This window comes from Rothia sp. HMSC071F11, assembly GCF_001809115.1.
In the GTDB taxonomy this organism is placed as follows: domain Bacteria; phylum Actinomycetota; class Actinomycetes; order Actinomycetales; family Micrococcaceae; genus Rothia; species Rothia dentocariosa.
Window position 1 is genome coordinate 146,051 of the sequence record NZ_KV795730.1, and the last position, 25,135, is coordinate 171,185.

The following is a 25,135-nucleotide window of genomic DNA, read 5'->3' on the forward strand; positions in this document are numbered from 1 at the left end:
ATACAGTCATAGTTCGTCACACTAATTACCGCTGTTTTCTCTTACGGGTCTACAGTAACGCCATGCCTACTACACATGAAACACCGCAAAAATCCAGATTTCCCAGCTGGGCTACTTCTTTCGGACATCAAATTATAGCTTCCCTTATTCTGGGCATCGCGCTCGGGTACGTTGCGCTCACCCTCGGCGGCGATGTAAAAAATAACCCCAACTGGCTCATGGCCACTCTAGACGCTGTCGGCACGTCCTATGTGACTCTCCTTAAGGCCGCGGTGATCCCGCTGGTGTTTACCGCCGTCGTTGCCTCAATCTCGAATCTCTCGCAGGTGACGAATGCGGCACGTTTAGCGGTTAAGACTCTTATCTGGTTTGCTATTACAGCATTTTTTGCGGTCTCCATCGGTATCGTACTGGGGCTGCTCGTTCAGCCTGGTGTGGGTGCCGAGGTAAGCGCCTCGGGCAGCACCAGCACCCGGGGATCATGGACAGCATTTCTGACCGGGATTATCCCCTCCAATTTCTTAGGGCTTGAGGTCACCACGAAAACCACCGGCTCCGGTATAACTTCTTCGGTTTCCTTTAACGTGCTCCAAATGCTCGTGATTTCGGGGGCTATCGGTATTGCGGCTCTGAAGGTGGGCGATGCGGCTAAGCCCTTTATTGATATCGTCAAAAGCGCGCTCGCCATTATTCAGAAGGTGCTGTGGTGGATTATTCGCCTCGCTCCGCTGGGCACGATCGGGCTGATCGGGCATGCCGTCTATGCCTACGGCTGGACATCCATGGGCTCGCTGGTGAAGTTCATTGCGGCACTGTATGCGGGTCTGCTCCTCGTGTTCCTGGTGGTGTATCCCCTGATCGTGAAGTTCAACGGGCTCTCTGTGAAACAGTACTTCTCGGGCGTATGGCCCGCAGTGCAGCTTGGTTTCGTATCGCGGTCTTCGATGGGCACTATGCCCATAACTGAGGCCGTTACCGAACGTAATCTCGGCGTGCCGCGTGCATACGCGTCCTTTGCAGTGCCGCTGGGTTCTACGACCAAAATGGATGGATGCGCCTCCGTGTACCCCGCGCTGGCAGCTATTTTTGTGGCGCAATTCTACGGAGTGCACCTGGATATTTCGCAGTATCTGCTGATTATTCTGGTGTCGGTGTTGGGTTCTGCCGCTACGGCAGGTACAACGGGCGCTATCGTGATGCTCACTCTGACCCTTTCGACTGTGGGTCTTCCCCTTGATGGAGTGGGTCTTCTATTGGCGATTGACCCGATTATTGATATGGGACGTACCGCCTTGAACGTGGCCGGGCAAGCCTTGGTTCCAACGATTGTCTCTAAGCGCGAGGGTATCCTCAGCGCCGAGATCTACAATGCACCGCGCAGCGCTAACGGGTTTGTGCCGCAGGATCTTGTGGAAGCCGCCCAGTCGAAGCTGATTCGTGGCGAGGATACCTCGCCTAGTTCTGCCAAGGTTACCGCTGCGTCCTAGGCGGTTCTTGGCTACGGCATAGGGTATGCGGCGCATCGGTATGGTACGGAGGTCGTTCTCTCGTATGAAGACCAATCTTGATACTCGTTCTAAAATAAAGATATGACTTCCCAATCTTCTGTTCCATCCGGTGCGTCGCATTCGGCATCAAAGCCCGCACCGCGCCTGATTCTGGCTTCCGCATCACCCGCGCGTAAAAAGCTCCTTGAAGACTCCGGCATTATGTTCGATATTCATGTCTCTGATGTCGATGAGGATGCGGTACTCGCCAGCGCTGCCCAACGCGCCCGCGAAGAGAGCCGCACTGACCTAACCCCGGCGGAGGTCTCCGGCATTCTTGCGGAGGCAAAGGCACGCGCGGTCGCTGATTCTCTCGCCGCCCAGGGTATAGTAAACGCCTTTGTACTCGGATGCGATTCGGTCTTTGAGTTTGAATCGGTTGCCTACGGCAAACCGCATACCCCTGAGAAAGCACGCGAGCGCATCGCTGCGATGAGTGGTCGAAGCGGGGTGCTCCACACCGGGCATTGCCTCATAGATTTACGGGATGGGATCGGTGAGACCAAAGATAAACAGCTTCCCGCCGTTCAGCAGGTACGCAGCGCTACCGTAAACTTTGCGCCGATGAGCGCCGCAGAGGTTGATGCTTATGTTGCCACGGGTGAGCCACTTCATGTAGCGGGTTCCTTTACCCTCGACGGATATGGTGCTGCCTTTATTCAGGGCATCGACGGGGAATCACATACGGTGATTGGGCTGTCGGTGAATGCACTCAAGGAAATGCTCTCACAATATGGGATATCGATAAGCTTTTTCTGGAAGTCCTCATCAGACTAACGAGCGCTAAGCCAAACCCGGTATAAGCATCCTCACTTTTCTTATATTTTTCGCGTCATTCGGCGCTATATATTCGCCATTCTCAGCTTTTCTCGCTATGCTTTCGGCAGGATAAAAAGGAGAGCCTCAGTGACTCACAACCCGGCAAAAGCCATCAAAAACTTTACAGCTGTTCCCGGACACCATACCGGTCCGGTCAGTAAAATTCTTATTGCTAACCGCGGCGAGATCGCGGTACGTATTATTCGCGCGGCCCGTGACGAAGGTTTAGAGACCGTCGCCGTTTATGCAGAACCGGATCGCGATGCCCAGCACGTTAAACTCGCAGACGAGGCTTACGCTCTAGGAGGGGCGACCGCGCCCCAGTCATATCTGGTGATGGACAAGCTCATTGAGGTAGCTATTCGTTCCGGCGCGGATGCGGTGCATCCCGGCTACGGTTTCCTTTCAGAAAACGCCGAATTCGCCCAAAAAGTCATTGATGCCGGGTTAACCTGGATTGGTCCCTCCCCCGAATCTATTACCCAGTTGGGCGATAAAGTCGCCGCACGCCATATCGCCCAGAAAGTGGGTGCCCCCTTGGTACCTGGGACCAAGGACCCCGTAGAGTCTGCTGATGAAGTACTCGCCTTTGCCGATGAGCATGGTTTGCCCATCGCGATCAAGGCAGCGTTCGGTGGCGGCGGTCGCGGCATCAAGGTTGTGCGCAACCGCAGCGATATTATCGAGCTCTACGAATCCGCCGTACGGGAAGCGGTCGCAGCCTACGGCCGCGGAGAATGTTTTATTGAGCGCTTCCTAGATTCCCCGCGCCATATTGAAACCCAGTGCCTGGCCGATGCTCACGGTAATGTGCAAGTCGTTTCGACCCGTGATTGTTCTCTTCAACGCCGTAACCAAAAGCTCGTAGAGGAAGCCCCCGCCCCATACCTTACGGAAGAACAAAGCGACCGGCTCTATGAAGCATCCCGCAAGATTCTGCAGGAAGCCGGATACCAGGGTGCGGGTACCTGCGAGTTCCTGCTTGCCCCCGACGGAGCGATTTCCTTCCTAGAGGTGAACACCCGCTTGCAGGTTGAGCACCCGGTTTCTGAGGAAGTATCGGGTATTGACCTGGTGCGTGAACAGTTCCGCATTGCCCGCGGCGAGAAAATCGATCCGCAGAGCCCCCAGCTGCGGGGTCATTCCTTTGAGTTCCGCATCAACGGCGAAGATGCAGGGCGTTCCTTCATGCCAGCACCGGGTACCATCGAAAAACTTCGTGTTCCTTCCGGCCCTGGTGTGCGCTGGGATTCCGGCTTCGTAGAAGGCGATACTATCAGCGGCAACTTCGACTCAATGCTGGCCAAGCTCATCGTGACTGGTGCTACCCGCGAGCAGGCGATCGAACGCGCTCGCCGAGCCCTAGACGAGCTCACACTCGACGGCCTTCCGACGGTGGTTCCTTTCCACCGCGCAGTTCTGGACGAACCCGATTTCGCCCCCGCTGCAGGAGCAGATTTCAAGGTTCACACCCGGTGGATCGAAACCGATTACAAGAACACCATTTCGCCCTACTCCGGCGCTCCCGGCAGCGTGGATGATGACGATGCCGAACGTCAAACCGTGGTCGTTGAGGTTAATGGTAAGCGTCTTGAGGTTGTTCTGCCTGAGCTGGGCGGTACTCCTGCCAAGAGCAGTTCAAAACCCACATCGAAGACCCGTAAGTCCCGTGCTCGCGGCGGTTCAAATGCGGTCAGCGGAGACGATCTGACAAGCCCCATGCAGGGTACGATCGTGAAGGTCTCCGTTGCTGATGGAGACACGGTCGCTGAAGGCGATCTGATCCTGGTGCTAGAGGCTATGAAGATGGAACAGCCTATCAACGCGCATAAGGCCGGTAAGATTTCCGGGCTGTCCTTGAAGGCGGGCGATACCGTCACCGCAGGTGCCGTTCTAGCCACCATCAAATAGCCTTCTAACGGGACTCTATGTCTATAGCCCGCCGGATGCGTTCTCTCATACGCATCCGGCGGTTTGTTGTTCGTGTGTTCCTAATTTTTCATCCTCGAACACTGAAATACAGCTGAATGGTCCAGATGATGAATACAGGATGTTGGCACCGCATCGCGAGGCGTAGAATATAAAAGTTGAAAATCTACACTCACAGCATCGAGCGTAGTCGCTACTATCCCTTTTCAGGAGCTGTTCACGATGAGCACACACGCGCCCGACGTTTCCGCCGGGCACAGCACGCAGGTTGAGAATACGACCCCCAAGAGCAGAGTTATTATCGCCTCTCTGGTGGGCACCACCATCGAATTCTACGACTTCTATATTTACGCCACCGCAGCGGTAGCGGTTTTCCCGGTTCTGTTCTTCGCGTCCAAAGATGACACTACGGCTTTATTAGCTTCTTTCGCTTCCTTCGGGGTCGCCTTTATCGCCCGCCCCTTGGGTTCTATCGTTTTCGGTCATTTCGGCGATAAGATCGGCCGTAAAGCAACACTCGTGGGCGCTCTGCTCACTATGGGGTTAGCGACCTTCCTCATCGGCTTGTTGCCCACCTACTATCAGATTGGTCTGTGGGCACCGGTCATTCTGACCATTATGCGTTTCTGCCAGGGTCTAGGTCTGGGTGGCGAATGGTCGGGTGCGGCTCTGCTCGCCAGCGAATATGCAGAAGAAGGCAAACGTGCACGTTCCGCTATGTGGCCTCAGTTGGGCGCGCCTATCGGGTTCTTTCTTGCCAATGGACTTATGTTGCTTCTAACCGGGTGGATCACTTTCAACTCCGCCACAGACGGTAAGAACCTCGATCACCCCTTCCTCGTCTGGGGCTGGCGTATTCCGTTCCTGCTTTCCATTGTCATGGTTGCCGTGGGTCTGTATGTGCGTTTCAAGCTCGAAGAAACCCCTGTCTTTGCCAAAGCTGTCAAGAATGATGAGAAGGTTAAGACCCCACTGGTTGAGGCGTTCAAAGTTGCCTGGTGGCCCATGATTCAGGGCACTTTCATTATGGTGGCATGCTATGTGCTGTTCTACCTAATGACGACGTGGATTCTCTCCTACGGTAAAGCTGATGTTAAAAACGGCGGGTTAGGAATCGCCTACCACAAGTTCTTGGAGATTCAGCTCATCTCTATCATTGGTTTTGCGCTCTTTATTCCAGTCTCGGGATGGTTAGCCGACAAATACGGTCGCCGCAAACAGCAGTTGTGGACCACTATCGCTATGGCTGTCTTTGGCGGTACTTTCGCTTTGGTCATTGCTCCCTCCGTCGTGGGAACTGGTAAAGACGCTAATCTCGTTATTATTACCATCTTCATGTTCATCGGAATGTGCCTGATGGGGCTTTCTTTCGGGTCCATGAGCGCCTACCTGCCCGAGCTATACCCCACTAATGTGCGGTACACCGCGAGCGGTATCGCCTACAATATGGCATCTATTCTGGGTGCAGCCTTGACCCCGTTCGTAGCGGTATGGCTGAATACAAAGTTTGGTGTTGGGGCCGTCGGATACTACCTAGCAGGTGCATCCTTGCTGAGTGTTCTCTTCATCCTGCTCACCCATGAAACCCGCGACGTCGATATGAACGCAGTCAGCACTAAATAACCTGAATACTGTATGCATTTGAGGGGCGTGACTCTATATGAGTCACGCCCCTCAACCTATATCAAGAGCTGTAGTGAAAACTAAACACGGGTGTGAAGCTGCCGCGATGCCGTAGAAATCGCCTCAGATAGAGACGGGTATACAGCAAAGGTAGCGGCTAAATCATCCACCGTCAGCTTCTTCTCTATAGCCAGCGCAATAGGATAGATAAGTTCGGATGCACGCGGACCGACCACAACCCCGCCAATCACAGTACCGGAGTGCTTACGGGCAAAAATCTTCACAAAGCCGTCTTGGAACGCCATCATTTTGGCGCGCGGATTCGTAGTCAACGGAAGCATGACAGCCTCGCCTCGGTAAACCCCGGCGGCAAGGTCTTTCTCACTAATACCCACGGTCGCAATCTCTGGGGTGGTGAAAATATTCGCTGCCACTCGATCGGTGCGAAGCGGATGCACCGTATCGCCCAAAAGATGCGCCATCGCGATGCGCCCTTGCATAGCGGCTACGGAAGCCAACGGGTACACACCCGTGCAGTCTCCAGCAGCGTAAATATGCGGTACTGACGTACGTGAAACAGCATCGACAACCACATATCCCGACTCGTTGGTCTCTACACCAGCGGTCTCAAGACCCAGTCCTTCAGTGTTGGGAATAGAACCAATTGCGACCAAGCAATGCGTGCCGGAAACCTTGCGTCCATCGGAGAGAGTCACTACCACGCCGTCGTCGGTGCGTTCCACGGCGCTCGCACGCGACCGCGGCATTACCCGAACACCACGGCGCTCAAAGACGTCTTCCAGCACACGCGCGGCGTCTTCGTCTTCGCCCGGAAGCACACGATCTCGCGAAGAAATTAGGGTCACCTGGGAGCCAAGCCCGTTATAGGCAGAGGCAAATTCGGCACCGGTAACACCCGAACCGATTACGATGAGTTCGCGAGGTACCTCACGCAGATTATAGAGCTGCGTCCAGGTGAGGATCCGTTCCCCATCAGGCTGCCCGGTCGCCATCTCACGTGGGTGCGTCCCAACCGAAAGCAGAATAAAGTCTGCATGCAGGTCATATTCCAGCCCGGTATTATCGGTAACCGCGACGGTATGCGGGCCAGTAAGCTTACCGGTGCCGGTGATAATTTTGACCCCGGCGGAGGCAAGGGCTCGTTTGATATCGGCGGATTGTTGATGCGCTAGATCCAAAACACGGCTATTCACCCGGTTCATATCTACTTGCAGCTGCGGTGCGTTGCCCTTGGTATTTTCGATTCCCAATCGCCCAGCATCAGAGAAACGAGTCATCATATCTGCGGTAGCGATAAGCGTTTTCGAAGGTACTACATCGGTTAGGACTGCGGAGCCGCCTAGAGCATTACGTTCGATGATTGTCACATCGGCGTTCGATGATGCTGCCACAAGCGCGGCCTCATAGCCGCCGGGCCCAGCGCCTAGTATCACGATTCGTTGGGATGCATAGTTCACTGTTGAAGTCACACTTTCATTGTGTGCTATCACACTGAAATACTCAACCGAAACCGCCGTCGTCTCTAGGATATTAAATGCCGATTTTTGGTGCCGAGTAGGTACCGTGATGCCTGCAGGAGCGACAGAGTCGTCGAGAACGCTACGGATACATCTTGCTGCCTACGAGAGTCTTATATTTGCCGGGTAACGTCATGAACCATATTTTGAAGTTGCGCTGCGTCATAAGTGTGCATTCGTGCGGGTAAAAACACTATACTTGAGAAAGGATTTCTCGGTTTACAAATGTTTATAGGGCACTGAAACCGGGGTGAAGCACACACATCATCGACCCAATGCAGGTCGCTACAGATGAAGGAAAATTATGGCTAAAACGACGAAACCTCCCGCCTACTCCGGGCAGGGCAGGCATCTTGAGAACGCAGTGTTGTTCATCGGCTGCTTCGTATTTTTGCTTCTATCCCTCTACTTGCTGGGCACCTACCCCGAAGGCGGTCCGGTTCTGTATGCCGGTTCCCTCGTTGCGTTTGGAATTTTCTTTGGTGTTGTGTTCCATCTGCTGCCCTCGAAGACAACCCGTAAGATTACGGATCAGAATAAGGTACAAAAGTAACTGAAGTACCCCATTTTATAGTTTTTCTTATCTGCCGGACGGTATCACAGTCTATAAGAAATGTGACACCGTCCGGCAATCTGTTGCTCCCACGCTATTCCTTGCTGCCAAACCTTACCGGTCCGCTCGTGCCAAATTCTCCGCTGCGAACCTTAGCTCGATGGGCTGTATAAAACAAGAGGGCAGGTATACCGCAAGCAACCGCGATCAGCAGGTACGCCACTACAACGAAGTACACCGTTAACCCGTACGAGCTGAAAAATACCCAGACAATCGTTCCTAAGGCGACAAAACCTAGCGCAGCCCATCCCACGATACTCAGCAGAAGTCGCACCCAGCCTTTCGGGGTGCGCGGGGTAGGTGCCGATGACATCATGAGTCCTCCAATGCTTTCGGGTCTGCCGAGTAGATAGAGTTAATGAACTTCGAGCACCATTCCAACATAGGACCGTCAATAAGGTCCACGCCACCGACCGGCAGAGTCTTAGGACGCGGAACCAGCGTCAGCCACGTGTCCAGGCCCTTCGGTTGGGTGTGGGTTGAGCCGGGATACACACGTTTGAGGCGCATCTGCCGTGATTCCGGCAGCGGCTCACCGCTGACCACGCGCAGTTTCGGCCCCAGCGCAGTAATCTCATGGATGCCTACTTCCCGTGCTTCGCGGCGCAGCACCGCCACCTGAAGCAGATTCTCTACGGGTTCGGGCAAGGCACCGTAACGGTCATGAAGCTCTTCGCGTGCCTCGGCGATTTTCTGATCGGTGTCTGCGGAAGCTATCTGACGGTACGCCTGCAGGCGTAGACGTTCCGCATCAATATAATCATGCGGAATATGGGCGTTGACGGGAAGATCAACCTTAACCTCGACCTCGGTGTTCTCCTGTTCGCCACGGAAGTTTGCCACGGCTTCTCCTACGAGACGCAGATACAGATCAAAGCCGACACCTGCGATATGCCCGGATTGTTCGCCGCCGAGCAGGTTTCCGGCGCCGCGAATTTCAAGGTCTTTCATCGCCAGCTGCAGACCGGCACCCAGCTCGTTATGGGTTGCTACTGCTTTGAGGCGTTCATGCGCGACCTCACCAAGGCTCTTATCCGTCGGGTACAGGAAGTAAGCATAAGCCCGTTCACGCCCGCGGCCCACACGCCCGCGCAGCTGGTGCAGCTGGCTCAGCCCATAATTCTGGGCGTTATCGACAATCAGGGTGTTGGCGTTTGAAATATCCAACCCGGTTTCCACGATGGTTGTACACACCAGAACATCGAAGCGTCGCTCCCAGAAGTCCACGATAATCTGCTCAAGCCGGGATTCGCTCATACGCCCGTGCGCCGTGGCGATGCGCGCCTCCGGCACGAGCTTACCGATTTCGGCGGCAACAGTATCAATATTCGCCACCCTGTTATGAACGAAGAATACCTGCCCTTCCCGCATAAGTTCGCGTCGAATAGCGGCAGTAATCTGGGCATCAGTACGCGGCCCCACAAAAGTGAGCACGGGATGCCGCTCTTCCGGTGCGGTCGCCAACGTTGAGGTTTCCCGAATACCGGTGAGCGACATTTCGAGCGTGCGCGGAATTGGGGTGGCGCTCATGGCAAGCACATCCACATTAGTGCGCATCTGCTTGAGCTTTTCCTTATGCTCCACGCCAAAGCGCTGTTCCTCATCAATAACGACGAGTCCAAGATCCTTGAACTTCACGTTTTCCGAGAGGATGCGGTGGGTACCAATCACCACATCTATACTCCCGGAGGCAATATCCTCCACGATAGTGCGGGTTTCTTTAGCTTTTTGGAAGCGCGATAGCACCTTAATTTTGATGGGGAATCCCGAGAAACGCTCGGTAAAAGTCTCAAAATGCTGCTGCGCCAGCAGGGTTGTGGGGACGAGTACGGCAACCTGTTTACCATCCTGCACGGCTTTGAAGGCCGCCCGAATAGCGACCTCCGTTTTACCAAAGCCGACGTCCCCGGAGATCAGGCGATCCATGGGGATTTCCTTCTCCATATCCGCCTTAACCTCGTGAATAGCGGTAAGCTGGTCGGGAGTCTCATTATAAGGAAAAGATTCCTCAAGTTCCCGTTGCCAGGGAGTATCTTCTGAGAATGCATGACCGCGCGAAGCTTGCCGCGCCGAGTAGAGTTTCACCAAGTCAGCGGCGATTTCTTTAACTGCTTTACGTGCGCGGTTCTTTGTCTTAGCCCAGTCGCTCCCGCCCATTTTAGAGAGGGTCGGGGTTTCGCTTCCCACATAGTGCGAAATGAGATCCAGCTGATCGGAGGGTACAAAGAGGCGGTCAGGGGCTCCCCCGCGTTTTGAAGGCGCATACTCGATCACCAGGTATTCTTTCAAAGGGGTTTCCCCATGTTTTGAGGACACTCCAGCGACTGGGCGCGAAACCATTTCAATGAATTTACCGATACCGTGGCGTTCGTGCACCACATAATCGCCAGGGGTTAGCGCCAGAGGATCGACGGCGTTACGTCGTTTACGGGGTTTGAGTTTTTTGCCGCTCGCGCCACGTGGCGCATAGGTGCCGCGCCTGCCCAAAATTTCACCTTCAGTCAAAACAGCAAGGCGCGCCTCAGGAATTAAAAATCCGGCAGAGGCTGGGGTCTCACAAACTTCGACGACTCCGGGCTGTAGAGCGCCTTCCGTTCCCCGGTCGAGGGTTTCCCGGCGTATGGCCGGAATTGGGTCTTCTCCTGAGATACTCTCACGGAAAAGTTCGATGAGGCGGTCGGTGGATCCTCGCCCATTGGTAAGCGCCAGTACCGTCCAGCCGTCACGAACCAGCGAACCAACCTCGTGAAGCATTTGTTCTACCGAGCCGGTGAAGGACGCTGGAGCCTGTGCCGCGACCGTCATAGTTGGGATGTCGTCGCCGAGAGCATTGTTGAGAAGGTTTACACTATCGACAAGCTCGGTGATTTCCCACCAGGATAGGTTACGGTCCAAAGATTCCTGCTGGGTCGCGGCAATCGTGCGGAACCCGCTGTCGCTGACCCGAAGCTGTCCCAAGTCTATGGGCGCACGCGAGCCCGCATCAGCGGAAGCATCCCAAGCGGCCGCTAAAAACTCCTCATTGGTTGCCACAAGGTCTTCGGCACGGGCACGCACCCGCTCAGGTTCCAGAGAAATAATGAGTGATTCTTCGGGGAGCAGAGACACAAGAGTCTGCATTTTATCGACAAGAAGCGGGGTTAGAGATTCCATGCCTTCGACATAGATACCTCCCGCAATTTTCTCAAGCATGCTCGATGCCGCCGGATAGTCCGTTTTGAGTCGGGCAGCATGTCCCATAACTTCCGGGGTAATGAGAAGCTCACGGCATGGGAGTAAAGTAACGTGCGTTGGGTGGTCTGCTTCCTGCCCTAGAGTGCGCTGGTCTGCCGTTGAGAAGTAACGTATTTCGTCAAGTTCGTCGCCGAAGAATTCCAAGCGAACCGGATGCTGTGCGGTAGGTGCAAAGACGTCGATAATACCGCCTCGAACCGCATATTCACCACGCTTTGCTACGAGATCTACACGCGAGTATGCGGCATCTGTTAGACCTTTAATAACATCTTTGAAAGAGTATTCTTCACCGCGTGCCAGGCTTACCGGTTCCAGGTTCTCAATACCAGCCACGAGGGGCTGAATGACCGCGCGTACCGGGGCTATAACAACCTGTGGAGTCGGCGTTTCAAGATGAGTTATAGAGCGCAGAACATTCAAACGTTTTCCCACGGTATCACTACGTGGCGAAAGCCGTTCATGCGGCAGAGTTTCCCACGCGGGAAAGCTCTCGATATGGTGATCAGGCAAATATGAGTGCAGGGCATGCGCGGTATCCTCAGCCTGTCGCTCGGTTGGTGTAATAATGAGCGTCAGCGGAGTTTTTCCGGTTCTGGACTGGCGCCGTACTGCAACGGCAAGATCAGCTATAAGGGGTGCCTGTACACCGGCAACGGCGCCAATCAGGGTTTGGACAGGACGTTCCGCAGCGGGAACATCGCAGGCTTCAAGAATATGACGGTAGGAGGGCTGTTCTGCCAGAAGACGGCTCAGTCCAGTTAGTTTCACGGATACTCCTTCTACCGGATGCGGTGGCTATCAAGGCGGCGCCTCCCAATAACGCGTGCGCTCTATATTGCCACGTTGATGCGTTTGGGTACCCGTCTATCTTATACCGTAGGGGTATCTCGCTCAGGCTTTTTGTCTATCTCCTCGACTATAGCCAGTGGGGCGGGCTTTCACGATAAAATCTATTGTTCGTCGGTTCCTATCTGCTCATATTTTTGAGGATGGCATGCGAAATGCATATTTTTAACTGTTCATGAGAGTGTCCTTAAGGTATACCCCCTTGTAAATCCTGGTTTTAAGGCTGTGGCTAGGAAATTTATAGTAAGGCTCGCCCACCTCCCTTCTCCCTTGTTATCACAGGGAACCTGTTTTCTGGGGGGTATATACTATTATTTTTTATTTGATAGGTAAAGTATGTGCCAAGTCTCAGAACGTATATTGAGTGCATATTTATAAATTTAAGAGCTTTAAGTATCTTTCAAGTAGACTCAGTTACCAAAACCCAACCCCCTCAGAAGTTTTATAGGTATTTTATGAGTAAATTTCTATACACGAGAACAACTATCAGCTTTGTATCGAAACAACCATTTACACCTTTCTTTTGATAAGGGTTCATAAAATATTTATTAGGTTTTCTTATAGTATTTGTCCACCCCTCGGACTATCCGCGAGTATTGTGACCTCACCGCGGTCACAACTCTCGTTCGCTGTGCTAGCCTATAGGTATCCACGGAAAGTTCTGTGCCTTCATGGCGCGGTGTAGCCCCATGGAAAATAATAAAAACCAACGGGTACTCCCGTCGGCAATAGCAATTCACTCACTTACAATTACACAAAGGGTGGGTTGTCGTTATTGTTGGCAGAAGTGCCTTCACTTTACCGATAACCAACCACCTTACAACTGAACGAGAAAGATCGTGCTTCGTACGTTTTCTTCACTTCCGAAACAGCGACGGGCAGCAACGGGCTTACTTCTGAGTTTGTCTCTGATAGTCCCCCTTGCGGCATGCTCTCAGTCATCAGATCAACAGACTGCGAGCCCTGACAGCTCAGCTTCAGCAAGCTCGTCATCTTCTGCTTCCAGCGCATCTAGCGCTTCTTCCGCCCCTTCTTCTTCTGAGACTGCTACTTCTTCCTCTGAATCTGCACAGGCTGAAGTTCCTGCGCAGGACGAAAATTATCCCCAGGCAGAGCAACTCAAAGACGCTAAAACTGTCTCGACTGACGCTGCCGAGGTTAAAGAAGTCAACGGTCTCGTAAACTCCTATGAGCAGACCATGTCTTCTGTTCCAAGCGCGCCTGAAGGTTCAGCAGATACTGCTTCATCAGATTCCGGTCAACCCCGGCAGTTTCTTGATGAGGCAACCATGGACTCCATCAACAAGGTAGCTGTAGACAACGCCGCTGAAGAATACGCGGCATCCGCTGCCGAGTACGCCCAAAACGGTTGGCATTACGAGGGCACCAGCACGGTCGTCGGCAGCCCCAAAGTTGCCGAAGGAACCTACCAGGGCAAGCGTGCACGATTCGTCGAGGTGTGCCTGGATTCCTCCCAAGTCAAGACCAAAGACAGCTCGGGTCGGGAACTCCAGAGCGGAGGCAAACGAGCTCTCAATATATATACGCTGGTCGAATCTGACGGCACGTGGAAAATAGCCCAACACGATTTCCCTAACAATCCCGATTGCTAAGCACATGGTACGTCGTACCTACAGGCATCGTAAGGCCGTTTTATCCTTTGGTGTCTGCCCGTGTTTATTCCACTCCTTCAATACGTATTCAGCATTCAACGGAGGTGCAATAAAACCATGAAATTTGCTAGAAAAGCGACTACGGCGGTAGGGCTTGCCCTGACGCTTGGACTTTCCGGGCTAGCCCCGGTAGGTCCCGTAGCCTACGCTGCTGAGGATGCGGTCGTTCACGACGGCTCCTCCAGCGACAAGGCAGCCGCTTCCTGCTATGAAGCTAAACAAGTCAACAAGGATGCAAAATCCGGTAAGTACTGGCTGTACACCCCTTCGATGTCAGCTCCACAGCAGTTCTACTGCGACCAGGAGACTAACGGCGGCGGTTGGGTTCTGATTGGTCGCGGCCGTGACGGTTGGACCGAGAACTACCACGGTCGAGGTGCTGCGTCTAAGCTGTACACCAGCCCTGAGGGTGACGACGCAATGACTCCGGTACAGCTGCCCTCCACCACTGTTGATGAGCTGCTGAACGGTCAGAAGCCGCAGGATCTTGAAGATGGCGTGCGCTTCCGCCGCGCTCTGAATACTGACGGCACGGAATGGCAGAACATCACGGCGCATCGTGATCAGACCGAGCGTTGGACCTGGGCTCTGCGAAGCAACAATATCTGGTCCAATATTGACGTCAGCGCGGATAACCCCCAGTACATGCAGAGGGATCGTACCCACTTCGACAAGACTGAGGGTCATATCCAGCAAAATGGTACCTACTCGGTGCTGAACTTTGATGAGCAGCGTGAGCAGGGATGGAAGCTCGGTTTTAGCTACAGCCGTGATGTTCGTGCTAACGGAAATCGCAATGAGAGCGCAAGCAACTCATATCTGTACCGCCCGAGCGGTTCCAACGCTACTCCCTTCGCTTTCACTCAGGTGTACCTGCGCCCGAAGCTGACCCAGCAGAACATGGGTGCACAGGCTATTGGCGATAACGGTACCGCGGCAAGTAACCGCCGCGCACTGCCCAAGAGCGGTTCTATGCCATGGAAGTGGCGCACAAGCGATAAGTCTGGAACCGGTAACGTCAACGAAATGAACACCTACGTTCAGGCTATTACTCAGGTAGGCGACACTGTCTTCACCGGCGGTGACTTTGCATACCTGGAGTCAGCAGCCGGTGCTCATGTGGATCAGTCTTATCTTGCTGGTTTCAACGTCAATACTGGTGAACTGGTACAGACCTTCAAGCCGAAGTTCAATGGTCAAATTAAGTCTCTTGAGGCTCTGCCTAACAACAAGTTGGCCGTTGGTGGCGAATTCACCGAGGTTAACGGCGAAAAGGTGCCCGGTTTTGCGGTGCTTGACCCCGCAACCGGACAGCTTGACCGCGAACTGAACCTGCAGGTTGAAAACAATGTTTCCGGTTCAGCTCTTTCTGTGAAGACTCTGCAAGCTCAGGGAGATTACCTGTACTTGGGCGGTACGTTTACCCATCTCAAGAGCTCAGGAACCCCCAATAAGGTTTACTCCCGTAACGCTGCTCGCGTGAAGATCTCCACCAACCAGGTTGATCGCACGTGGACCCCGCGTTTCAACGGAACAGTAAATGGTATGAGTGCATCGGCAGATAACTCCGAGGTATTTGCCGCTGGTTACTTCACCGAGATGAATGACCAACGCGCATTCCGTGTGGCACGTATCCTCGATTCCGCCAAGAAGGTCGGAACATGGGAGGTCACTCCCTCATACCTTCCGGATCCACAAACCCGCGAGAAAAGGGTGTGGGGCTTCCATTTTGACGTTCAGGATGCTGGCAGCTCCGTATGGCTTGGCGGTACTGAGCACATGATTTCTCAGTACACTAAGAACGAACCAATGACCCGTTTGAGCTCGAGTATTACCCGCAACGGCGGTGATTTCCAGGACCTGCATCTCAACGGTAATAACATCTACGGCGCCTGCCACTGTGGTGACTTCCTGTACCAGGGCAGCGGCACCCACGACTACGCATGGCGTGGTTCTACCGTGACCGACAGCATCCGTTTGGTTGCTGCGTTCGATAAGGACAGCGGTAAAACTCTCCCCGAGTTCGCTCCTACCCTTAAGGGTAAGAGTGGTCACGGCATCTGGGAATCCTTCGTGGACTCCAATGGTGTACTGTGGGTTGGCGGCGATTTGAACCGCTCCCTAGGTGAAAATGGTGTGCAGCAGGAATCTGTTGGCTTCGTACGCTACGCACCACGCGATGTTACTCCCCCGCCTGCTCCGAGTAACCTGACCGTTGCTCAATCCGGTGATAACGATCAGCTGAACTGGAGCGCATCTGGCGAGGCGGGTGCACGTTACCATGTGCTCCGTAACGATCGCGTGATTGCTACTGTGAACGGCACCAGCTACAGGGTAAAGCACACCGACAACGCTCGTTACTTCGTGCGTGCGGCTGATGCAAACGGTAACTACTCTGCTTCTACTTCGGTTGCTGTATCTGGTAAGAAGGCTGAGCAGCCTAAGCAGGAGAACCCCAAGCAGGAGAATCCGCAGCCTCAGCCGGAAAACCCTAAGCAGGAAGATCCTAAGCAAGAGGACCCCAAGCAGGAACAGCCCAAGCAAGAGCAGCCTAAGCAAGAGCAGCCTAAGCAGGAAGATCCTAAGCAGGAGGCTCCCAAACAGGATAATCCTAAGCAGGAGCAGCCCAAGCAAGAGGATCCTAAACAGGAAGATCCCAAGCAGGATGACAATAAGAATATTGTCAATCCTCAGCCGGAGAACCCCATCCAGGACGATCCCAAGCAGGAGCAGCCTAAACAGGAAGATCCTAAACAGGATGAACAGCCTCAGCCGGAAAACCCTGCGACAGACGACCAGGTTCAGCCCGCTGATCCCAACGATGATCTGAAGCCGAACGAGCCTAAGCAGCAGGAGAACCCGAAGCAGGAGCAGCCTAAGCAGGAAGATCCTAAACAGGACAACCCCAAGCAAGAGCAGCCCAAACAAGAGGATCCGAAGCAGGAGCAGAAGCCCCAGGGCGATCAGGTTCTCGTCGATAGCGGTTCTTCATGGGTCTACCGCGTAGGCAGCGACCGCGCCGAAAGCGAATGGAAAACTCGTTCATGGCTCGGCGGCGCATGGTCTCGCGGCAAGGCTCCCCTGGGTGCTGGCTCGGTGAACGTTGAGACCGAGGTGAATACCTTCTTTGGTACTCCGATGAGCATCTACGCCCGTAAGGACGTTACCCTCACGAAGGAACAGGCTCAGCAGTATCTGAAGCTCACCACCTACGCAGATGACGGTACTGTGGTTTATGTCAACGGCAAGGAAGTTGCTCGTAAGAACATGCCGCAGGGTCGTATCTCGGCTAATACCCCCGCAACCCAGCGTCCGGAAAGCCAGAACGCTCAGCTGTTCTCAGTTGACGTTCCTGCTGAGTACCTGCGCGAAGGTCGCAACGCAATCGCCGTTGAGGTTCACGCTAACTCGCACTGGAGCAACAACATCAGCTTCGATATGCAGGTTATTTCCACCGCTCAGCACCAGAATCCCCTTCCTGAAGTACAGAATCAGGAGGATAACGGTCAGCAGCACCGCCCTCAGGTCTGGTACTGGTACTACCCGGAGTACTACGGCAACTATGGTAACGGTGACTACTACGGTCGTCGTAACCAACGCGTAGCCTATAACTACGATCACCGTGGTTTTGGTTACATGGGTGGCTTCGGTTATGCCCACGGATTCTTCGGTCGTGCATTCTACGACTACGGATTCGGTTGGTAATCACCTAGCCCCTTTGTAGGGACTGCATAAACGCTCCTGTAGCTGGATTTAGTATTCGGCTACGGGGGCGTTTTTCAGCGCGATACCGTCTTCAATGTTTGACTAAGAGTCAGCAAAATAAGGCGCGCCTGGCAAAGTCCTACTTTTTAGAGCATTTTATTTCTATAATCTTTATGACTTACTTTTTGCTCGGACACTCGGTTTTAGATCGCATGTCTTCCGGCGGGCTTAGGTAACAGCAAACGTCGTCATCACCCGCGGCACCACCTCAAACTTTGATCACCGATTAGGATTCTTCACATGGGTCACATCACTACGCCAAGCACAGCAAAACGCCCCGGCTTTTCGGATACTCTGAGAGCGCTTGAGCAGGCGCAAAAACCAGGTATTGGAGTTCCCGCATACACCCGATGGGTAAACCGCAGGATTGCACGCTATTTTGCTGCTGCCGCTGTCTCCCTCGGTATTACGCCCAACGGCGTTACGGCGGTCAGCGCTGCTGTCTCGGCGGCAGGTGTTATCGTTCTTCTAACCGCTCCCCCAACAATCCTGACAGGCGTTATCGTTGCGCTTCTGTTTGCCCTCGGTTACGGGCTTGATTCGGCGGACGGGCAGGTAGCCCGCGTGACCGGCGCATCCTCACCAGCAGGAGAATGGCTTGACCATGTAGTAGATTCCATGCGAGTACCCACCGTACACCTAGCGACGCTGGTAGGTTTCATCCGTTTTCCCGAATACTTCTCTGTATCACATACCGCCGATGGTTTTCCCGGTGGCTGGATTCTTTGGGTACTGCCCATGGCATTCACAGTACTCACCGCCGGACATTTTATGAGTCAGATTCTCGCTGAGCAGCTGCGCAAAAACCGTAAAACTGCGGCACCTTCGACCGGGGGTAACCTCCGTTCCTTCATCAATCTGCATATGGACGCCGGTACGCTCTGCTGGATCTACATTTTTTGGGGTTTTGGCGTGATCTTCGTCTTCGTCTATGCGCTTCTTTTCTTGGCAAACGCGGCGACCGTTTTGCTGTCTATGCGCCGTAAATACGTCACGCTTGCAACCCCCGCATCGTCCCCCTCGCAGGAGGCATAACCGTGAAGTTTGAATCTTCAGCTCCCGCCGTAAGCGCCGTGATCGCAACTAACGGTAAACGTCCCGAAACTCTGCGCACTGCGGTACGCTCTATTCTCGATCAAGATTATGCGGGGTTTATCGAGGTTGTCGTGGTGTATGACCGGGTAGAGCCCGATCTACTGGAAGACGTGCAGGTTCCGGAAAATCGGAAACTCAATACGATAGCAAACACACGCACGGGCGGGCTTGCGGGTGGTCGTAACAGCGGGATTCTTGCCGCCACTGGAGAAATTATTGGTTTCTGTGACGACGACGATTATTGGATGCCCACCAAGCTGACCGAACAACTCGCACTGTGGAATGCTCACCCGGAGGCGGTCGCAGTTTCTTCGGGTATCACCGTTCGCTCGGGTGGGCGTGATATTGAGCGGCTGGCGCCTAAGCGTGCATCCTTCGATGACTTTCTGCTCTCACGCATTACGGAGATTCATCCTTCCGCTATGCTCTATGCGAGGCAAGACCTTGTGACCGACCATCTCGGTTTAGTCGATGAGGAGCTGCCAGCTTCCTACGGCGAAGACTACGATTTACTCTTACGAGCAACCCGCTACGGCGACGTTTTTTCAGTGCAGAAACCGCTTATTCTGGTGCTGTGGGATCGTCCCTCATTTTTTGCCGGTAAGTGGCAGGCTATGGCGGACGGGCTTACCTATATACTGCAAAAATTCCCCGAATTTGAGCGTAGCCCGCGTGGACTGGCACGTATTGCCGGGCAGATAGCTTTTGTGCATGCAGCGCTCGGTCACCGTGATCTTGCTCGTTCCTACGCCCGCTCGGCCCTTAAACGCGATAAAAAGCAATTACGTGCCTGGGCGGCATACGTGGTAGCACTGGGGATTGTGAAACCTCAGCTGCTTCTTGATCTCGTTCAGAAGACAGGAAGAGGTCTGTAATGTCTACTGCTCTAGCTCTTCCAACCCTCGGTGCTTCAAGGAAGCTCGCGTCTACACCCGCGGCGGGCGGTGCATCCGCACAGGCACCCCGTAAACGTCTTCCTGCGTGGCCTCTTCTCACCCTGTTCTATGGGTTCCCGGCATTCTGGGCGTTGGGGCTGCTTCAGATCGTGCCGCTGGTGCTTTCGGTTACGATGGTCATTTACTTGACTATCCGCGGCGGCGTGCGAGTGCCCCGCTCGCTCTGGATATGGGCTGCGTTCATCTTCTGGGTGATTGTCTGTACCGTCTCGTTAGAAGATGTGACAGACTATATCGCCTGGACGCTGCGCTTCGTCAATATTCTCAACGCGGGCGTGTATGCGCTCTACTATTTCAACGCTAAAGAAAGCATCTCGATCAATCAGCTCTTGGGCAGCTTAACTGCCCTGTGGGTTACGGTTGTCGTACTCGGATGGGGCGGCGTGCTCTTCCCCGAAGTGCGCGTTCAAACACCAATGAGCTACGTCGTGCCACAGAGTTTCATGTCGAACTCTTTGGTGAAAGACTATATGCTCCCACCCTTCGCGGAGGTTCAAAACCCCTGGGGGGCGCCTGAACCCTACGTGCGCCCCGCCGCTCCTTTCCCCTACGCCAATAGCTGGGGTCTTGCCTTTACCGTGCTCACCCCCGTCATGTTCGCGTTCTTTGCGCGCACACGCTCGTGGCTTCTGCGCATCTTTTTGGCGATCGTCCTCGGAGCATCGGTCGTGCCGCTCGTTGCGACCAGTAACCGCGGTATGTTCATTGGTCTGGGTTTTGCGACTGCATACGTCATTATTCGCCTGATTATTGGTCGCTACTGGGCCTTGGTAACAGCGGCCGGGGTGATGGTTGTCGGGGTGGTGACCGCGTTAATTGCCTCCGGTACAGTGGCGGCTATTTTGGGTCGTCAGCAATATTCTGACTCGACCGGCGGTCGCGCGGCGCTGTACCGCTCAACCTGGGCAGCGTCCTTAGAGTCTCCCATTGTGGGGTATGGAACCCCCCGTATGGAATTGAGCGTGGGTGTTTCGATGGGTACTCAGGGGTATCTATGGACTCTAATGTTCTGTTTCGGATTTGTGGGTCTTGCTATATATGCCCTCTTTATTCTCAGTATTTTGGGTGAAGGGTTGAAGGTGCGCACCCCCGCCGGATTCTGGCTGCATTCCATTCCAGTCTGCAGCTGTGTTGTCATTATTTTCTACAGCTTCGATGTGGCACAGCTGAGCGTTCTTCTGCTCAGCGCTATGGCCTGTATTCGTGCGCGATATTACAGAGAGGAGCTTTAATGGCGCGTCATGCTTCTTTAGCACGCAGCGGATCGCTGGCTTCTCTCTGTGTGATGTACGGTGCCGGTATTGCGTTCGTTACAACCCTCGTGGTCTCAAACGGAATCGGCGCAGCCGGTGCCGGTGAATTCTTCCGTCTAATGGCACTCTTTGCGATCGGAACCTCGCTCTCAGTCTTTGGCGCGGATACCGGGCTTGTACGCACGATGTCTGCACAGCGTGCCCTAGGACGATACTCTGCGCTCCCCCAGCTTATCCGCTTCGCTCTTTTCCCCTCGGTACTTCTTGCCGTTGTCGTAGCCCTCGTAGCGCTGGTGTACAGCTTAATCATGCCGGGAAGCGACGAATACGCCACCGCTCTACGGGTGAGCGCTCCGTTCCTGATAATTGCCGCGGCCATGACGGTGGGGTTCGGCGCGTTACGCGGTCTAAACCAGGTAGTGACATTCACCCTCCTGCAGAACGTGGTGCTCCCGACTCTTCGCCTAGCTGGCGCAGCTCTTGCGGTGATTCTTGCGGGTTCTCTGATGGGCTTAGTGTGGGCATGGACTATTCCGGTGATTATCACCACGGCGGTCACTGCATACCTGCTCAACCGCCCTCTTCCCGAAGAAATGAGCCAGGATGCGCCGCCCACCACTAACGAGCATCAGGATGCCCCGGAAGAAACGCTGCGTTCCTTTTGGATGTTCTCATCTGCCCGCGGTGTTGCCGCCATTGTCGAGACCGCACTCGAATGGATTGATGTGCTGGTTATCGCAGCATTCCTCGGACCGGCCGCGGGCGGTGTCTACGGCGCGGTAAACCGGTGTGTGCGTGTTGGCACTATGGTCGAACACACCGGGCGCATCGTGACTGGACCATCGATCAGCGCGGCTTTGGCGACCCAAAATCTGGTTCGTGCCCGTGAAATCTTCCTTGCGACCACCCGCGTGCTCACCGCCCTAGCCTGGCCTTTCTACCTTTCACTTGCTTTCTTCGGCCCGGTTTTGCTGCGTTTCTTTGGTAAAGGTTTCGAGTCTGGCGCCGGTATTCTCTGGGTTATCTGCCCGGCGGCGATGCTCGCGATGAGTGCGGGCGGCGTGCAGTCAGTTCTGCTCATGAGCGGTAAAAGCCGTTGGCAGCTTCTCAATAAGCTCTCCGCTCTGGTTCTGGCGATTATCCTGAACCTTACCTTGGTTCCGTTATGGGGGCTCTATGGTGCCGTCACCGCTTGGGCGGCGGCGCTGCTGATTGATACGTTCTTGGCAAGCTACCAGGTCTTCAAGCTGGTGGGTATTCGCGCTACCGTCAAGGAAATGGCTCCGGCACTCATCCTTGGCGGTGCTGTACCGACCGTATGCGCCCTTATTCCGCTTGCGGTTCTGGGGCAAAGCCTAGTAGCTCTTGTGCTGTACCTGGTTCTTCTGGTTCCAAGCTACGGCTACCTGCTGAAGCGCTTCCGCAAGCCGTTGGGCGTTGAGCGTTTCCTCTCGGCACGCAAGAAGCCCGCAACCGCGGAAGAAGTTGTTGCAGCCCAGACCCCGGAAAACGCGCCTACCACGGTGATGGCGATCGTTCGCTCCCCCAGCAAGTTTTCGGCGGTGCGTGCCGCTATTGCTCAGGGGCGACGTGAGGCGTTCCCGCAGTATACCGATTCCGGTGCCGATGCACAGCGCTTGAATGATGCGCTTGCCCACGGGGCAACGATGGTTCAGCTCGTCGGGGTTTCTCCGCAGCATCCTCAGCGCTCCTCCAGCATTGCTTCTGCTGTTACTGCGGCGCTTTCTAAAACATCACCGGCACAGTCTTCGGATGCGCCCTCTCAGCAACATACCGCAGCTGAGACACATCTGTCAGCTACGCCTCCCGCCGAGGGAACGGCGGTTCACCACGAACAACTTCACGAGAAGGGACAAACTCCGCACATGGGGAGAGAACAAGAGTCTGCGCCGCAGGCTAACGCATCGTCGCAGGATCACAGCAACCCCCAGACGGGGAAAACACCGCATATCGAAAAATCGCCAACCGTGCCAATATTCCTGGGTGCGGCGGCTGGTGATGAGCCGGGTTCGCCCGATTCTGCGGTTGGTACCCTCAGAAATGCTCTGCCGCAGGATTCTGCACAGCCTGAAGCCGATAAATCTCCCGAGCCAGCTCAGCCCGTGCAAGCTGTGAAGAAGCCAAGGCTTCCTGCGATTGCACAGGCTACCGCGAATGGTGCCCCGGATACACCCACGGGCATGATACCCGCGCAGCCCGCCGCTAAGACTCAGGCGACACCAGCGGAAAGCACAGACGCCGAAGCCCCGGCGAAGTCTTCCGAAGATACGACGGACTCTCACAACACAACACCGATCACGAACCACGAACGACCCAGGATTATCGTTCAGAAAGAGAACACCATGGAAAATTCGAGCACTTCCGAGAAACAGCCTTCGGCATCTTTGCTTGAGCAGATTCAGCGCGTATGGCGCCATAAGCTCATTGTTCTTATTCCGATCGTGGTGATGGCGATTCTTGCGGGAACTTACGGTGTGATTTCGCCTGCATCATACGCCGCGAAATCAACTGTGGTGGTTTATCCGCTCGTGAACGACCTTTCTGGAACCGGCAGCGCGAACTCCTTGAAGGTCGATATTAACACCGAGTCCCGTGCGGCAAGTTCCCGCCAGGTTGCCGGGCGTGCCATTACCAAGGCTCAGGCTAACCAAGAGGGCCCCAACTACCAGGCGATGGACGTTGATAAGCTCATGGCTGCCACAAAGGTAACGGGTACTTCGCAGTCGGCCGTTTTGGATATTGAGGTGACTCTGCCTAACGCCCAGCAAGCGGCTGACTACGCAAATGCCGTGGCTGAAGCCTATCTGGAGGTGCGCAGTGAAGGCCTCAAGGCTAATGTGGAGGACCGGCGCAAGAAGCTCAATGAGAAGATTGACGAAGCACAAAATAGCAATACCATCCCAGCTTCCGAACTTACTCAGCTTCGTGAACGCCTTTCTCAGCTTGAGCTGATTTCTCAGGAGGGCGGTCGTGTTGTATCTTCGGCTCAGGTTCCAAAGAGCCAGAAGGGACTCTCCCCCATGGTTCTGACTGTCGTTGGCGGTGCCTTCGGTCTGCTGGTGGGTATTGCTGCAGCATACATTTATGACCGTTCGATGCGTACCTTAGGCTACGCTGGTCGTCTCAAGGAAATGGGTATCGATTCGCATGAGCTCAAGCCGAACGACACCGAAGGAGCGCTTTTGCTGCTGCACCGTGTAGGCGCTACGGATGGTGACCTCAAGAAAGCCGGTTATGCCGGTATTACCCTCAGTTCTGCATCCGGCAAACTCGCTTACCGTATGTACCAGGCTCTCTACACCGCGCTGCCAAGCGATCAGGTGCGTTTTATCGACTACAAGTCGCTCAAAGACAGTCACTCGCTGCAGAACCCCGAGAAGTATGTTGCGGGTAATTCCATTCCCGTTGTGGTTGATTTGGGGAATTCCGCTACGCTTCCGCAGGTTGTGCGATTCAGCAATGCCACTCGTTTGTGCCTGATTCCGGTGAACAAAGATACTAGCCGGGCAAAGCTGCGCGAGCTCTTCTCGTACCTGCAGACTCTTGAAAATACCGTGAGCATCGCAGTATTTATGGAACCGCAGAAGGAAGGGTAAGCGATGACTAATTCGTCGGATAAGTCCGCAAAGTTACTTCTCGTCTCTAGCAGCGGCGGGCATTTGAAGCATCTGACCGAGACCGCTTCTGCATGGGAAAACTACGAGCGAGTGTGGGTGAGTTTCAAACAGCCCGATGTTCAGGCGGCGCTTGAGAACGAGCGTGTGCATTGGGCCTACTACCCTACGACCCGCAATATTAAGAACGCTATTCGGAATTTCTTCTTGGCCTTGAAGGTTCTTCCTCAGGAGAAACCGCAGGCCGTGGTGTCTGCGGGGGCCGGGGTTGCGGTTCCGTTCTTCGTAGCGGCGAAGCTATTTCGGGTCAAGACCATGTACATTGAGTGCTATGACCGCCCAACGCTGCCGACGATGACGGGGAAAATGCTCTATATTCTGGCCGATAGCTTTAACGTTCAGAATGAGGAACAGCAGAAGAATTTTCCGGATTCGACGATTCTGCACCCGATTTTCTAGGGCGCAGCACCGCATTATATGCGCGGGCGTGGGATTAATAATTTTCACCGCTTTCATGACCGTGAAGTTTTACTTTAATTCTGCGTCTGCGCGTATATACTTAATACATAACAAACTGATAACAACATCTGCGGGCGAGCATTACCTTCG

15 protein-coding genes are annotated in these 25,135 nt (G+C 54.4%); 12 read left to right on the forward strand and 3 right to left on the reverse strand.

Annotated features, from left to right (window positions below; genetic code table 11):
- Window positions 1-62 precede the first annotated feature (62 nt).
- The 4 genes from HMPREF2554_RS01625 to HMPREF2554_RS01640 all read left to right on the forward strand — a co-directional run bounded on the left by HMPREF2554_RS01625 (window position 63) and on the right by HMPREF2554_RS01640 (window position 5,918).
- Window positions 63-1,487, forward strand: a complete 1,425-nt coding sequence (locus HMPREF2554_RS01625) for a dicarboxylate/amino acid:cation symporter (RefSeq protein ID WP_070553697.1) — start codon at window positions 63-65, stop codon at window positions 1,485-1,487.
- A gap of 102 nt (window positions 1,488-1,589) precedes the next feature.
- Window positions 1,590-2,324, forward strand: a complete 735-nt coding sequence (locus tag HMPREF2554_RS01630; protein ID WP_070553699.1) for a Maf family protein — start codon at window positions 1,590-1,592, stop codon at window positions 2,322-2,324.
- Between the two features lie 129 nt (window positions 2,325-2,453).
- Window positions 2,454-4,277 (forward strand): acetyl/propionyl/methylcrotonyl-CoA carboxylase subunit alpha, encoded by a 1,824-nt coding sequence (locus HMPREF2554_RS01635; protein WP_004006175.1) that lies wholly within the window; start codon window positions 2,454-2,456, stop codon window positions 4,275-4,277.
- A gap of 240 nt (window positions 4,278-4,517) precedes the next feature.
- Entirely contained in the window at window positions 4,518-5,918 is a 1,401-nt protein-coding gene (locus HMPREF2554_RS01640) for an MFS transporter (protein WP_013398678.1), read from the forward strand.
- A gap of 80 nt (window positions 5,919-5,998) precedes the next feature.
- On the opposite strand, the gene HMPREF2554_RS01645 is transcribed toward HMPREF2554_RS01640, so the two are convergent.
- Window positions 5,999-7,408, reverse strand: a complete 1,410-nt coding sequence (locus HMPREF2554_RS01645) for an NAD(P)H-quinone dehydrogenase (RefSeq protein ID WP_070553701.1) — start codon at window positions 7,406-7,408, stop codon at window positions 5,999-6,001.
- Window positions 7,409-7,760: 352 nt separating this feature from the next.
- On the opposite strand from HMPREF2554_RS01645, the gene HMPREF2554_RS01650 reads away from it, so the two are divergent.
- Window positions 7,761-8,009, forward strand: a complete 249-nt coding sequence (locus HMPREF2554_RS01650; protein WP_013398676.1) for a hypothetical protein — start codon at window positions 7,761-7,763, stop codon at window positions 8,007-8,009.
- 94 nt (window positions 8,010-8,103) lie between these two features.
- Here the strand turns inward: HMPREF2554_RS01650 and HMPREF2554_RS01655 are convergent, their stop codons facing one another.
- Both HMPREF2554_RS01655 and mfd read right to left on the reverse strand, forming a co-directional pair.
- Window positions 8,104-8,382 (reverse strand): amino acid transporter, encoded by a 279-nt coding sequence (locus HMPREF2554_RS01655; protein ID WP_246825964.1) that lies wholly within the window; start codon window positions 8,380-8,382, stop codon window positions 8,104-8,106.
- Window positions 8,382-12,071: a transcription-repair coupling factor gene (mfd, locus tag HMPREF2554_RS01660; protein ID WP_070553706.1), complete on the reverse strand. Its 3,690-nt coding sequence runs from the start codon at window positions 12,069-12,071 to the stop codon at window positions 8,382-8,384. The genes HMPREF2554_RS01655 and mfd overlap by 1 nt, the downstream gene beginning before the upstream one ends.
- A gap of 917 nt (window positions 12,072-12,988) precedes the next feature.
- On the opposite strand from mfd, the gene HMPREF2554_RS01665 reads away from it, so the two are divergent.
- From HMPREF2554_RS01665 to pssD, 7 genes are all read left to right on the forward strand, one after another.
- Window positions 12,989-13,762, forward strand: a complete 774-nt coding sequence (locus tag HMPREF2554_RS01665; RefSeq protein WP_004006169.1) for a DUF4101 domain-containing protein — start codon at window positions 12,989-12,991, stop codon at window positions 13,760-13,762.
- 117 nt (window positions 13,763-13,879) lie between these two features.
- Window positions 13,880-17,527, forward strand: a complete 3,648-nt coding sequence (locus HMPREF2554_RS01670; RefSeq protein WP_070553709.1) for a fibrinogen-like YCDxxxxGGGW domain-containing protein — start codon at window positions 13,880-13,882, stop codon at window positions 17,525-17,527.
- 300 nt (window positions 17,528-17,827) lie between these two features.
- Window positions 17,828-18,622, forward strand: coding sequence for a CDP-alcohol phosphatidyltransferase family protein (locus HMPREF2554_RS01675; RefSeq protein ID WP_048755144.1), 795 nt, complete (start codon window positions 17,828-17,830; stop codon window positions 18,620-18,622).
- A 2-nt stretch (window positions 18,623-18,624) separates the two neighbouring features.
- On the forward strand, window positions 18,625-19,557 hold the full coding sequence (locus HMPREF2554_RS01680) for a glycosyltransferase family 2 protein (RefSeq protein ID WP_004006166.1): 933 nt from the start codon (window positions 18,625-18,627) through the stop codon (window positions 19,555-19,557).
- On the forward strand, window positions 19,557-20,870 hold the full coding sequence (locus tag HMPREF2554_RS01685; protein WP_070553711.1) for an O-antigen ligase family protein: 1,314 nt from the start codon (window positions 19,557-19,559) through the stop codon (window positions 20,868-20,870). The genes HMPREF2554_RS01680 and HMPREF2554_RS01685 overlap by 1 nt, the downstream gene beginning before the upstream one ends.
- Window positions 20,870-24,508 carry a Wzz/FepE/Etk N-terminal domain-containing protein gene (locus HMPREF2554_RS11150; RefSeq protein ID WP_246825965.1) on the forward strand — a complete coding sequence of 1,213 codons (3,639 nt, stop codon included), beginning with the start codon at window positions 20,870-20,872 and terminating at the stop codon, window positions 24,506-24,508. Before HMPREF2554_RS01685 ends, HMPREF2554_RS11150 begins: the two co-directional genes overlap by 1 nt.
- A 3-nt stretch (window positions 24,509-24,511) precedes the next feature.
- A complete protein-coding gene (gene pssD, locus HMPREF2554_RS01700; RefSeq protein WP_048755147.1) occupies window positions 24,512-24,985 on the forward strand; it encodes a PssD/Cps14F family polysaccharide biosynthesis glycosyltransferase in 474 nt (157 codons plus the stop codon).
- Window positions 24,986-25,135 lie beyond the last annotated feature (150 nt).